This is a genomic window from Anaplasma capra (genome assembly GCF_025628805.1).
Lineage (GTDB): Bacteria > Pseudomonadota > Alphaproteobacteria > Rickettsiales > Anaplasmataceae > Anaplasma > Anaplasma capra.
This window is the reverse complement of sequence record NZ_JAOTBG010000007.1, coordinates 82,329-97,113: the sequence shown is the minus strand read 5'-3', so window position 1 is coordinate 97,113 and position 14,785 is coordinate 82,329. Positions and strand designations below refer to the sequence as shown.

Below are 14,785 nucleotides of genomic sequence, written 5' to 3'. Positions count from 1 at the left end.
CGCAATTGTTTGCCCAAGATGGAATGTTCAACTTCGTCAAGGAAGTTCGCCTTGGTGCCTTAAAGAATAATGATCTGCTCTACAAAGCCTTCTATGGGTGCGGCAGCGACGCAAATTTCTCAGAAAACCTCATTATACACATGGCAAAAGCCTGCACAGCCCATCTCAATACAACCAAGGAAATAGACTTTGCAATCTTAGGTGACATAGAAAGTAGCGTAGATTCTCTTGTAGGCCAGCAAAAAAACCAGAAGTATGTGGTGTCAAAAAGCGCTATGGTAAGCGCAGAAGCTTGCGGGCAATTTTATGTCTCAGTTCGCTACTGTGTTACTAAGGAGGCCTCTGTATACCAAACTAACTATTCAATCACATCAGCCTTGCTCCGCATAGCACCAGATGCGCAAGCCGGATACACTTTACTCCCGATCGATAACGTTGTCTCTGAAGACCAAACACCATGGCAAGCAGCAGAAGCAGAGTATAGAATCGCAGAGGCAAGCTTTGCGAGACAACTGCACGGTAGGGATCCCGAAACCGCTGCAGCAAATCACGCTGTGAAAAAGCAAGAGGGTCGCACCCACAAGAGTCAGGAGGAGCACGAAGGACAAGCACCAAAAGAAAAAGAGGATGCGCTCCGTATGACGCCAAGTTACGAGAAGCAGGGCTCGGAAAGTATAAGGTCCTTGATCGTACGCCTATTTAGGGCGATTCTCGGCTTCTTCACGTGGGTTTTCCGCACAGTTGTCAAGCATCTCTTCGGAGAAGATCTTTCAGCTGCTACCCATGTTCGTGATTCCGCAGAGGAAACACGGGAGGATAGCAAATTTCCCGACGATGAATTATTGCCCTCAGTAGCGGAGAAGCGTACACAGGGCACAGGTAAGACTAAAACTGCTGTGACACACAACAGTCCAGCAAGTGAAGAAATCGAAGATGAGAGCAACAAACACAGAAAACACCGCACAGATCCGCATGGCAGCCCTTCCTCTAAAATTGCTAGTGATGGTACAATAGATGGGGTACGTACTCCGGACCATCCTGGAAGGAGAAGGTGAGCCTTCCGATAACCGCAATTACTACTTAACACTAGGTATCCCGTTTCCAAGGGCGGGAGTTTACGACCCAATACACGAAAGATTCTCTGCAAAGCAACATCGTCGGGGAAGCATCCAGAGACATTATCTAAACTTCAAGCTAATCCACATATACGCACAATACCCAACTCATCCGCAAGCATTAACGTGAGTGCGCAAGAGCCGTTTTCCGGATGTTAGCCAAAAAAATCAGCATGGTCACAAACACCCAGGTGTTGGTAGCACAAGTGTAACACACGTGGATTCTCACAAGTGTAAAGCGAGTAGTGGCCGATAAAAGCACGTTCAAGCTCCCAATATTGATACCATTATAGCCGGCAACTATCGGGCAAAAGGTAAACCGACTGCAACAAAATAAAGTCTGCAGAAAATCGAAAATTGAGGTCCTAAATACGCTGTGCTACCATGCGTGCCTGCGGATACACACCGTGCGTCCATGCATCCGAAAGCATCAGGCCCGAAGCTGGTGCCGTTTCGCTAGAAGGGTGCATGGACCGTCCAGCACAAGAATTAAGTCGGAGTTGAGAGCACAAAGTCCCGTGTTTTCGAGGTACGCATGCGTCTCTGGCCGCACAGTTAAAAAAGTGAAACTTATAAAATGGGGGAAAGGTAGATTATGTCACAAGCACAAGTCGCTTGCGAAAATGCAGCGAGCTCACAACCTTCTGCAACTGTCAATGATGAGAAAAAAGAAGAGACACGCGATGCAGAGCAACCCGGACAACAGCTAGAGCCTACAGCAACACAGGAAATACAGGAGAGTAGTGATATAGCTACCAGCCGCTCGGGTAGCAGTAACAGCGCGGGTGTGAGTGCTGAACAGCAGGACGATATGTCAAGTGCAGTACAAGAAATATTTGCCAAAGTAGATAATACCAATCGAAGGGTCAAGTGGGAAGGGCTGGTGCATAAGCTACTGTGTAGCGTACGTGGCAAGAAGAACGTCAGCGTCATCTCCCCGAATACGCTGGCATACGAAGGATACTCTGTGCGCTATGGGAACAGCATAAAAGTGTACAAGCACTGTATAGCGCAAGTTGGCACATCGCAACAAAGCACTTATGCTGATAGTACCTATTACGCCACCTTCTGCTATACGCTGGACGAACCGCAAGGAGGAGAATCCGGGTACAATGTTAGAGACATAGAGCTAAAAGTCAGGTGCGCCAAAAAAGGCGTTAGTCGTACATACCCACCAAGCGCAGCGCGTGGTAGAACAGCACAAGGAGAAAGTGCGTATGACATTCTCAGATTTAATGCACTTGCAGAATCTGAAGAACAACCTGAAGCAAGTAGGGTACCGCCTTGGAAAGCCGAGACGCTAAGAATCGATGACGAAAACACATACAAGAGTTTGTTGAGAGATGCCCGTACGTACGAAAGTACGGAGTACGAGCATGCAGAAAAAATGTCTTTTGGGCCGCTGGAAAAAATCACGCTTTTCGCGGCCGATACCCTGTCCAACAAACACACGCACAGGGCTCCCGTGCTAACAGAACTAGTGGAGCTAAGCCACATGCACACCCCAGTCATGCAGCATGGTCTCGACGGAGCCCATAGCACTCCAAGCGGCGATAGTGGAACACTGGAAGGACACCGAGTGTACGCAATACATGGTGCTTCGCACGCCATGGTACATGCCTTTATACAGAGCAACGAACCCCCATACTTTGGTGATGTTATCATGCCAAAGATTGCAGAAGTCGCACTAGGAACGCGTCTCGTACGTAAGGACTTCAGGTTGGACGCTTTTTTATCCAAATGCGTATCTGATGGGGATACAAGTGCGCAGTCACACCGATTCAAGGTATATGCCAACACAGCCAGCAGAAAAGCCCGGTCCGCAGGCGCCAAATCACCTCAAGAAAGCGCAACCAAGGTTGGTACATCTGAGCAGAAAGAGCCAATCACGGAAACAGGCCAACCTCAGGAGGAGACGCCGGGCACACAAGCCCACACAGATCCAGATTCTGGTGGTAGTACTGCCGCTACTACCGAACAAAAAGAAAGTGCGGTAGCAGGTGATGTAACTTCAACTGGTACCCCTGTAGCAGGTGAAAGCGCAGCTGCACCCAGCGATTGGTACATAGTTGTGAGTAATTTGCACTGTGCACTCACCCCCCATAGCGCTGGTCCTGCTGAGCCACTGAGCGCTGAGATCGTGCAACAGTTGCGGGAAAAGGTCGGCGAATTTGTGGTGGAAGAGGTGTCATACGGGGCAGGCCCCTGGCACACATTTTTCCAGAACTTCGTAGGCCATCGTCCAGCAGCCCCTGATTCGGACGGCAAAGGTAGTGGCTTAGACGATGCAGGTAGTGAAACAACGCCTAATAAAGTATCCAAAGTAATAAAGGTTGAAGTACAAGACGCAGATGGGCAGCAAATATCGAGTAAAGATATCGACATCAGTAGTGATGACGCACTTGGCAGTCTTCGCTCCTTGCTAAGCTGGAATGCAAGTATTACAAACGACATACTGTTGGGCACCACAGTTGAAATTAATGCGCGTAGCGCTGATAAAAAAATACCCGGATTTACCGTAATTTGCAGTAATGGGGCTACGCACAGAATTCAGTCAAGTATCAAGGAACAGACGCTACAGCTCAAGGGAATCACATTCAATGGGCAGTACAACAAAACAATCAGCACCGTTATTGGTGTCTGTAGAAATCTGGTGTTAGAGCACAAAATTTCCGATACAGACACTTGTTTGCAAAACATCTCCGTAAGCTACACAGTAGGGTTTCACCAAAAAGGAAACGGACAGGCGTGCCTCCGAGTTAGCCAAGCTGGCTTTGATGCTTACGTCGAAGATGCAAGCAAACCAGGCACAGACACAATGATACACCAGACCCCGACACGCGGCTCTCTATCAAAGGGGATAGCAATTCATGGGGGTAAAGAAGAACAAAGTTTCATTCCCCCCAGTAGGCCACCTATAAACGAGATAACACAGGTCTACCTTGCAACACTAATCGCACACTACGTATACGCGCGTGGCATACGTGCACTATTCGTGAAAGACTCGGACATGCGGCTTGCTCTTGAATCGGACGATGCTCGCGAATTCTATGACAACTACACTACAACACTGGAGCACGGGGGGGTTATTGGGTCAGGCACTGGGGCTGCACGCCTACCATATGGCCTTAAATACGAAGCAGGCCTGCAGTTCACTAAAAACGGGGGAACTTGTTTACGACCTAGTGAAGAAAATGACCTCGTACTGTTTCTGTGCAAACACCTTAACGCCACAGCAAGTAGTTCGGAAAGCCATACACACTCAGTATTACGTATCCGCGGGCAACCAGCAGGATACAGAGTCAAAAGATATCTCTATCTTGATTGTAATATCACAGAGGGAACAAAAAGTACAAAACTGCCACTGCACCTGTGTGCCGAATACGATGTACTCACTCATCGTGATGAGCGTATAATATGCAACCTAAGGACAGGCTGTAAAATCGAGCAAGATTCACAGTACACGATGGTGGAGTACCCAGCAGTGGTCATGAGCATTACCGAACGCACACCCGAAAAATCAGCTTCTGCAGATGCAACCCCTGCATCCAAAGCCGAAGAAGACCTGGCAGCAAGCCCGGCTGCGGAGCAACAGAAGACCATAGAAACTGCCAGCACGGAGCATGACACAGCAGGCAAGGCCCGTGCAACTGAAAGTGGCTATGAACGCCTCCATGCAGAGGATACATGCGCCGATCCAGCGCCAGTAACTGTTACGGGAACCACTGAGGAATTTAAGGCTATGGAACCCACGACAGAAGATGGCCCCAAATACACAGATACCGGCACCAAACAGGATATTACCAAACAAGGCTGGGTCGGTGTCACACATCATGACACAGAGGATAGCACCACACTAACACCAGTAGCACGACGTGAAAGCGTTGCGGATACCACAGCAAAAGGGTACGGAGAAACTGGCGCAGGAGAGGAAGACGAGACCAGAGAAGTAACGCCGACCGCAGAGCCTGATGGTGATGAGCTCACAGAAAAACAACAGCTCTGGCTTGTTCGTATATTTTGGAGAGTTGTGGCGTGGTTCATGGCAGTCGTTGCCTGGATCACAGCATTCGTGCTCAAGGCGTGGGATGCATGTTGCAGTATCCGCACGCGGAAACAAGTGGATGACACACGCGGTGCTGCCATCGAATCTGAGGAACGGGTGCGTAGATCAAGCACGCATTCCGGCGGATATGAAATCGCGAGTGAGTACGATATACTGAGCAACAAGGCTCATCACTCTCGCAAAAACAGTGAAGATGAGGGTTCGTATCTGTCCGGAAACAATGTGGACAGCAGCACAGACAGCAAGTTGCATGGTGCTTCCACTCACAATCACAGCGAGCAAAGTCCGTCCACGGTTCTGCAGGACAGTACAGCAACTCCGGAACTACAGAGAATGCAATTGAGTCAATATATGCGATCCATGATGCACGCTTAGAAGTTGGACAACAACTAAAAAATATGTTACAAGCGGGGTAAAGTTGTAATTTATCCCGGGGGGCTTGTTATGGACGCGACACAAGGAGCTAGCCAAACTTTGGAAGGACTTAGTAGTTGGGCAGATGATGGCGGAGCCAGTGCTGGGTCTAGTGAAGCCGACAGGGCCCGTGAGGCTGAAGAAGGTGGCCGTGATAGCCTCTATGCAGAGGGCGGCGCCGCATCAATGCCAGTGGGACAACATGAAATCGTTGCGGACACCGCAGCGGAAGGGTACGGGAAAACCAGTGCCAGAGGGGAAGACAAGACCAGAGGAGTAACGCCGGCCGCAGAGCCTGTGGGTAGTGATTCGCAAAAAAAAAACACACCCGTTACTACTGCCGTTCGTACTCCTGTACAATCTGTTGCGGGGAATTGTGGCGTTGTTCGTGGCAGTCATTACCTGGATCACAGCATTCGTGCTCAAGATATGGAATGCACTTTGCAGTCTCTTCAAGCGGAAACAAGTGGATGACACGCGCGGTACTGCCGGCAAATCTGAAGGACAGGTACGCGGATCAAGCACGCATTCCGGCGCAGATGGAACCGCGGATGTGCATGGCGCGCTGAGCGAAGGGGCCCTAGCGACTCTTGCGAAAACGGTGAAGGTGAAGGTTTGTGTATGCCCGAAGGCGGTGCGGACGGCGCAGACAGCTGGTCCGCCGGTGTTTTGGGCGACGGCAGCGGGCAGTCCCCGTCCACGGCTCTACAGAGCGGTGTAGCGGTGGAGCCACAGCAAGTGCAATTTCAAGGTGCACAATCCGTGGCGGTTAGCGCTTAGAAGTTGGGTAATAATCGAAAAATACTGGTGCTTCCATAGAGTGCGCGGTCTGTTTACACAGTGTTGGGGGCGCGTTGTTACAAGCGGGGTGGAGTTTGTAATTTACCCCGTAGGCTTATGGGCGCAATATGTGGGACAAAACCCAGACACTTGGGGTTCTTACAGAGTTTTCCATATCCGGGTCTTCCTGTGCGCACTCCGCGCTCGTTCGGCGGATGACTCTGGGCAGGTTTCCACAACTAGGCGCCTCCTGCCCCCTAAATACGTACAGGGCCTACAACGTGTTGCTGTTACTAATTTACTAAGAACACACGCACCATGGTCACAATCTCGAAAACCCTAGGACAGATCACACGCTAGGTTATCCGTAGTATTGCACTTTTGCCAAATAAATGGTACACTATGGGCCAGTACCGTGGTGTTTTGCACCTACCAGCTTGCCGTGCGGTTGCGTTTGTACAGCGTTACACACGGCTCTGACCGCTTTCTCACGCGCTCAGCGTTTTCACAGCAGATACAACGCTGGGACAGATCGATGAATTAGCAATCAGCAACTTAGATATGTCAGTACCACCATCGTTATCGAAATCCCCTAGTGGGGTGGGTAAGTCACTCTTGGCGACGCCTGAGTGTCTATATAGGGGGAATAGCAAAGGGAAAGAACACGCACTGGCCTTAGGGGTGCTGAAGCACATGTATGACTGTGCGCGAAGGTCAAGCCCGGACGTGCATATCGAGCCTATAGACTTCGATAATCTGGAAAACGTCAACGAAGAATGGCTGTCTAGCAAGTTCGTAGAACTGTCAAAGTTATTGGGGCCGCAGTACTCCTGTATTCCTATGGAAGTCTGGCGTGTGTTTGTCAGGATCGCCGAGGTAACCCCGGATTGCCGCCAAGAGCTTACCAAATTCCTATCCGAATGCTTTGACCCCAGTACGCTGGGAAGTGACGCAGTACTTGAAATTTCACCGAACTCGCTTTTTAAGGTTTCGGCGCGCGAGGATGGTAAAGTAAGAAAGAAAACAGTTTTCGATGTCACGGAAACGATAAACTTTTCAGTTGTCAGCAGAACGACAGGTAAAAACCTGGGTCAATTCACAGCAGAGACCAAGTGCACCATAAGTAAAAGCAAGCAAAAACCCGCCATTGGCGATTCAGTGCAAATGGACATACGTGGAGTAGACATCAAGGTAACTAACGACAAGCTGACGGACAACCAAGCAGGACACAGCTGCAAGTATAACAATAGTTCCAAACAAACAATCTCCCTGGAGCCGTTTTCCAGTGAGCCATTGAGCGTACCATGTGATGTAAAGAAAGCTCCGGACAGACTCCTGAGTAGCGACAAGTTTATCATTGAAGTCTTCGATAGCACCGTAGATTCAGAAGAATACACCCCAAACATATTCAAGATGTTTGTCTGCCCCGCTCTTGGAATTGAAGACGCAGACAAAATCACTATAACACACAACACTCTTCTCCAGCGTAGTTCCACAACCCAGACGAGTACACTCCGCTTTCGAAAAAGCAGAGAGCAGAATCTCAGCGTGGAGAAGCGTGCAGTCCTGAAGAAACCTGCAGCTAGAGGAAAAGAGGACAACATGCACGTTGTGCTCACCTACAACATTGTGCATACGCAGCCCCAGAAAGGCAGCAGCAGTACCAGAATAAAGGACATACAACTCTACACTAGGACTGCTCCGGAAGCACAAAACTCAGCGTTTTTGCACGGTGATAGTGTAATAGACACGTGGAGAAGTAGCTTGAACATCGGCAAAGATGTGCAACTAAATACAGATATTGTGTGGCGCGATGCCATAGAAGAAAAGGGACGCCATGGGTATGAGTCTACGCCTACAACCGCACAGAAACCCGTACAGTACAGTGCCAGCCAGCAAGACCAGTGGTGCACAGTCTCAGAAGATACGCTAAAGAATAACATTGAGAGTTACCGCACCCAGCATAAACGCAGAAAAAAAAATAGGCAGCTTGTAACGAGCAAGGGTGTACTGCGTGACATGCTAGAATACCTAGTAAACCGGGCCGTATATAGCGGAGCCGGCGGCAGTACTGCCACACCTCCCCTAAAAGTGGAAAGACATATCATCGCCCATAGGGGGCTTGTATCCGGCCAGGGCATTGCGAAGGAGCATAACGGCTCTCAGCACCGAATTGAGGAACATTTTATTCTCGGTCCTGCAGATTCAAAAGGCAATGGAAACAACCTAAAGGTACATGCTTTTGTATCGTATCACGTGCATGGATATAACTGGTCAGCCGAACTGGGAAAAACTGCACATCTTGGACAAGCGGCAAAGCTGGGTATGAGGTTTGTGAACCCACAGTTTGATCTGAACGAGTGTTTAAAGGTAGGCAACAGCAGCATTGCTTCCGGCAGTTTCCGGGCATTGTATGACATTAAGTGTCAGGACGTTGAGATAGTATGCAGCAAATTCAAGGAAGAAATTAAGAAGATAGACACCGCTAAGGATGGTGCTTTGTTTTCCTCGCAATATAGGGGGGGTGACGCCGATTCAGGATCCGTAGAAGAGATAGAGGTAGATCAGGAAGAGAGGTTGGGCAGGCGCTTGACAGAGTATTTCTCCAAAACACCAAGCATAGAAACAGAACAAGAATTCAGTATTATCGGCCATTCCATACCCGAAACGGTAGAACGTGCTAAGAACGCAGTGAGCACGCTATCAGCATTGCTCAACAACAACGCGGTATGCGTTGCAGTGCCACCCCACCAAACCCAAAAACGGCGCGTTGGCAGCAGGGCAAAGGCGGGAGGCCCTGTAAAATTCACCCCTCGCCGCATAAGTGCCCTGTGTGCAGCAGCGCGAACAAGGCTTGCACTCATAGAGCTGCTGGAGACGTGGGTGGAGCAAACTGGCTACCAGGCACATACTGCACTATTTGAGACCACAATAAACTTGTGCAGTAATTTTCCACATGACAGCTTCGCAGAATCTTTGATCGACGGACATCTTCGGGATCGCACACAATCCCCGGATGCAGTGGCAGTTGTAGACAGAAAAGTATTTTTGCACTTCGAACAGTGCACCGGTGAAGACGGTAGACCGCAGGACAAAGTGCGTGTTGTACAGCACGCTCTGTTGGCACCAATGACGTGGTGGGACACAGAAAACGTGCATTTGGTGGTCTGCTACGATGTGTGCATGACCCAGCAGGACAATGGAATTAGACGGCTGCAAGTCGAAAACCCAATCGCTGCAGCCCGACTGTGTGATGACCTAGTGTTGCACAACGCGGAGGAGTACGCCTCCCGCCAGGGGCTGGAGCAGAACGACTTCACAATAGTGGATATACCAGGCAATCTTGTGCCTAAAACCGTAGATGCGCTAGCAGTTATGCAGTCAACCCAGCACAACTTCGATGGATACAGATATCTCATACAGGGCATGGGAGGAACGTCCCGGAACTCCGCACTTTCGGTATCAGAAAAAATGCAAGCTTGTGTTATGGAGTTCATTGGACTTTATGGGGTCGGCGATCTTGTGAAGAGCGAGTATATTTCCCCTCGCACCGCAGATTTTAGCTCACTTACGGAAGATTGCATCCCAGGACGCACCGACGGCAACCTAACAACACCGGAAACAAGGAAAGCAGCGTATAGCGAGCTTGCCGGCATATTGTCACGTGTCGATCATGACGGGTTTATCGAGTTCTTCTGCTCAGCATTGGGTGTGCGTAGGATAAACGATAGAGGTTCTGGAAAAAATCCAGAAACCTCAGTATTTGCACGCGAAATCCAGCGTCCCGGCAGAGGAATGGCCGTAACACATGAATTATCATTCAGTGCAGAAAGTGGCGTGGAAAATGCACTGACCCTTGATTTCACAGCAACCATATCATACGACTTGCGACACCGCGGTACCAGCGGCACCAAGAGCTTTTTCTCCATGTGTAATCCTTCGGTAGCCGTAAAAGTATGCGGGCCCGATGGTGCTGTCTTGGGAGAAACAAAAGTGCGGAGTGAGGGGTTTGCGCGGCTTAGAGCAATCGTTGAGGTGCCGAACATGGGCGTGGGCCAACAATCTTCCCCAGAGGTCGGCCATAGCGGACAATTCGTACGAAAATTGCAAGATATAACAACCCAGCAGGATGGAAAATCAGAAGCAAGTGGTGTTAGCGGTCACACGGCAAGCCCCAGTACGAGTGGCGCACCGGTAACAATACTGCGATCTGAGCGTATGCGCCATGAAGAAGACGGCGACCTTGACGACAGTGACCTTGAGTCCGAGCATGAAGAAGCTGATGAGGATATACCTGCACCCAGCGATGAATTGACTAAAACAGCACAGGATTCCGAGTCGGAAGAAAGCGTTGATGAAGAGCATATCTCAGCGGAACAGGAGGAGTGTGCGGGCGGAGCGCAGATGCGTGATTTGTCATCAGATATAGCAGCATACTTGAGTGCATCTACAGTGGATGACAGTGCTGGAACCACCCCAGTAGTTGGACAAGAGGAAACAGTTAGAGATACTGATGTTTTGCCATCCGGATCAACGCAAAGCACAGCGGAAACCTCTAGCAAAGCTGAGGCACAACAACATGACACGGAATGGGCCCGCAGCGAGGTAACCTTTGCTCAGTCACCTAAAACCGAGCATAGTCAGGCACAAGGTCATGATTATGACCAGGCAGTACATCAAGACATAGTGAAAGAACCAATACAGGTAGAGGATCTCAGCTCACAGGGGCGCTCTCAGAGTTCATTCTTCATTCGAATCTGGAGGTGGATTTGTGCATGCATGGCAAGAATTTGTGCATGCATACGCAAATTATTTAGTCGTCAGCCATCGCAAATCCCATCAGAGGGCGTGGAAAGGTGCGATTCTTCACGGAGTGCACCACCATATGAGCGTGGTGGGCCACCCATACATGAACGCAGTACCCCAACCAAGGGGAATGGAGAATTGAGACCAGGGGTTAATGGCACAGCCATCACCAGCAATCCAAAACCTTTCCCCGCTAGCGCAGCATCGCCTGCCAAAGGTGAGGATCCGACAAAACTAACCTATGCAGGTGGCAGTAAAAAACATCCGGCCACAACAGTAGAGGACGCAACTACTAATTCATTAATTAGCGGACCAGATAGAGATATGGGAGCATAACGGGGTCTGCATACCTTTATACCTCTGAGGCTACCGCGTGTTATCGCTGCGCTTGCACGCAGCACATAAATAACCCGGGACTTATGCTCATAACGCAACTCTCCTCCCACACAAGCAGCGGCTGCGATACAACTTTCACTGGCCACACAAAGCATACAACCACACATTAAGATTGTATTGCCACGCTTATTTTTGGTATCCAGTTAAAAACAACCTTTCTTTACCACCTACGTGCCCTCTGCTAGAGTGCCACTTCATGCTCTAGCCCAGACAAATAAATGCACGTGGTGCCCTCCAACACATTGTCCTTGCGCGATACGTTGAGCAACAGCGTGGAGAAAAAGCTTCTGTTCGGCGCGGAAGATAGGCTTTTTGCAACACAACATCCAACCGGAATAAAAGGCGCCGTTACAGCAGCTGTAGGAATGGGCATATACAGAACTGCAGAAGTACGCGGCGTGGAAGCACTGGGCATTAACAACCTGGTGCGTCGTTTCATCGACACGACGGGAAGTAAGTTAGCCGAAGTTCCTAAGAACGTTGTTACGGCCTGGGTCTCGTTCTGCTGCACCCCCCCAGCGGAACGTATAACTCTCCACAAAATACTGCAAGCATGTATCGAATATCCACCTGACCCGCAAATATCAGTTACATGCAGCCATATTACCACCTCGCAAATTTCCACAGTACCGCCTGGTTACCAACAAAAGTCGCGGTGGTGGACTATAAGTAAACCTGCAGAACCTGAGGCCGAGGTATGCGGCATTCACTGTGAAGAAGTCATACAATTTTCAGTGAAAGATGGCAGCAATGTTCATACCCCGCAGGATGTGGTGATGACGGTATACTATGACATCCGCTCGGTGAAAAACGAAATCTATAGTGAACCACACGTAGAGCTCCTTAATCTGCAATTTAAAATTGCAAAATCAAGCAATGATGCACCTGTTTGCACGTGGAGTGCAAAATCGGGATACAAGCGCATTTTTTTATCACGCGAGCTAGAACTCATTGGAAATGCAAGCATGACTGGGATAGCAAAAGCAGTAAGCGGGCTACATGGCGTAACAGAATATGTGAACCCGGCATTAGATAGTGCACTGTCCGTCGGCCTTACGTACAAACAAAAACTACAGCAACTTAGTGACTACCAGGAGGTGCACAAAAGGGCCAATGAAACAAGACTAACAGCACTGGAAGGCGAACGCGTGAGGATTAAGCTCAAAGATGTGGAGTGCCTAAGTGGTACACAGACAAGCTGTCAGCAGATTTTCGCAAACGCACGCGATGACAGCAATGTACTGCACTCGCTAGTCCGTGCAGTTGCAGACTTGGGTAGTGGGGATCGCGGTATTACTACAGTATCACACTTTCAAAAGATATCGCTTAAGGTGCCCGCGAGAACCGACGATGCAGAGCAGTATAGGGTAATCGAGCACTGCGTGATACATATGCCCTTAACATCGCATGATTTTCACGCATCGCTGTCCTACACAGTAACGAAGAGTGAAATGGGCGCGGAAAAAGAGTGTCGTATACGCATAGACAGGGCAAAGCTGGGAATCAGGCATGTACGCATGGGGTTCGAGTTGCACAACTGCGCGTGGGCGCATTATCGCACAACAGACTTCACCACATTTGCCGTACCAAATCTTGAGCACGTTTACATGAAAGATGCCCTGCCGTACTACTGGCAGCAGGCAGTGGATCACCGCATAATAGTCAGCCCCTATCCTAAGGTCAGCGCACCCAAGCAACAATACACGAGGGGCGCTGCAGAGCGCCAGGCCGAGAGCGCCGTTACCCGGATGGATAGAGAACCCAGGCACAAATACGCGGCACAGACGCAGCAGGCTCCAGAGGAGGGTTCTACCACAAAGTTTGAAGACGGTGCGCACCATAAAAAACCGAGTGAGGACCACGAACCCAAGGTGCTAGCAGATGGACATGATGTGTTGGAGTACCAGGAAGCCAAGCGCTATGGAGAGACAGCATTGGAAGATAAGTCAGCAGAAAAGCGGCGTTCTTGGGCAAATAACATAGTGAAACACGCTGCAGTGAGCGACACACAGACTAATGGGGAATCGTTTGAATCTCACATTACACAGTTTGTGAAATCACACAAGCAGCGACAAAAGACCACTACAGCATATGGTGTTCCCAAAGTGCCGTATCCGGGCAATACATTTGGAAAATTACCCAACGCTGATGCAAGTAGCAGCGGATTGCGTGAAGTCCGGCAACATCATAGGAAACCAGAACCGCAGGACAAAAAACGGGAACAGCCACAGCAGAAAACGATAGTTTGGTATCTAAAATCTTTCGTGCTGACAATACTGAAGATATTCCAGCGTTTTTTGGAATTAATATTGCGCCTACTGTCTTTATGCAGCACTGAGCCCTCTACCCAAACTTCAGAAAATAATTCAGAAAGTAAGACCGACGAAATCAACGCACAACACAAGGGTTCTGTGCAAAAATCGGTAAAACAAAGAGGAGAAGGGAAAGATAACACCGGTACTAAACCGGGGTTTTTCCAGAAGATCAAAGCTTGGCTTACTACACGTGCTGAAAATCTTACAAAAACAGAACCTAGCGCGACGCTTACAACGTCAGGTTCGCAGGAGCAGGCACAAAGCACAGAAAGTACTGAGGCATCACCTGACGTCTTGGTCTCACAAGATACACAGCAGCATACTGCGAGTCCTGACCAGACAATGCAGGAAAACACCGCGACAGGCGACGCCACTCTCTCACAAGACGATTCAGAGCAAGAAGATCAACAACTCTCCACAGACAGGGGCAGCCCTTCAACTATCTTAACCGATCCCAATGCCAGCGCATTGTCGTCGTACCTGAACCAGAGCATAATGTATCCAGTGTAGCAACGTGCAACTATCAACAGAGGCGCGGGGAGTTGTTCTCCGCACCCTCACCTAAACCGGCAAATTCCGGCCCCACTGCAATAATGATTCCAATCCCTGAGAAGGCTAGCACCAAACCATGGCCACCAAAGCACATCGAAAGTTCCTGCAAACACATGCTCTACTAAATCCCACGTAAAACAATAGGGACGCACAAACTTATTGGGGCATTTCCTCGAAAAGAAGGACATCTGCAACCGCACAGAATATTGATGAGATCACGGCAGAAACATATTATGCCGCGATTACCCAACAAATAGCGGAAAGTGGTTAGTCCCTAGTGCACAAGGGCCACGCAATCGGTAAACTTCTGGGTCACTTCACCGAGTGCAATCCGGAACACT

Annotated in this window: 5 protein-coding genes; all 5 read left to right on the top strand. The window is 49.5% G+C overall.

Features of this window, described 5'->3' with window-relative positions; translation table 11 throughout:
* On the top strand, positions 1–1,055 hold a 1,055-nt coding region (locus tag OC187_RS02755), incomplete at its 5' end, for a hypothetical protein (protein ID WP_263008576.1).
* A gap of 655 nt (positions 1,056–1,710) precedes the next feature.
* On the top strand, positions 1,711–5,556 hold the full coding sequence (locus OC187_RS02750) for a hypothetical protein (RefSeq protein WP_263008575.1): 3,846 nt from the start codon (positions 1,711–1,713) through the stop codon (positions 5,554–5,556).
* 69 nt (positions 5,557–5,625) lie between these two features.
* Positions 5,626–6,069 carry a hypothetical protein gene (locus tag OC187_RS02745; RefSeq protein ID WP_263008574.1) on the top strand — a complete coding sequence of 148 codons (444 nt, stop codon included), beginning with the start codon at positions 5,626–5,628 and terminating at the stop codon, positions 6,067–6,069.
* An 867-nt stretch (positions 6,070–6,936) separates the two neighbouring features.
* Positions 6,937–11,517: a hypothetical protein gene (locus tag OC187_RS02740; protein WP_263008573.1), complete on the top strand. Its 4,581-nt coding sequence runs from the start codon at positions 6,937–6,939 to the stop codon at positions 11,515–11,517.
* 332 nt (positions 11,518–11,849) lie between these two features.
* Positions 11,850–14,402, top strand: coding sequence for a hypothetical protein (locus OC187_RS02735; RefSeq protein ID WP_263008572.1), 2,553 nt, complete (start codon positions 11,850–11,852; stop codon positions 14,400–14,402).
* Positions 14,403–14,785: the final 383 nt, after the last annotated feature.

Excerpts from the sequence above, each read along its gene's own strand:
- OC187_RS02740 (WP_263008573.1), top strand. The coding sequence starts at position 6,937 with ATGTCAGTACCACCATCGTTATCGAAATCCCCTAGTGGGGTGGGTAAG.
- OC187_RS02750 (WP_263008575.1), top strand. The coding sequence starts at position 1,711 with ATGTCACAAGCACAAGTCGCTTGCGAAAATGCAGCGAGCTCACAACCT.
- OC187_RS02745 (WP_263008574.1), top strand. The coding sequence starts at position 5,626 with ATGGACGCGACACAAGGAGCTAGCCAAACTTTGGAAGGACTTAGTAGT.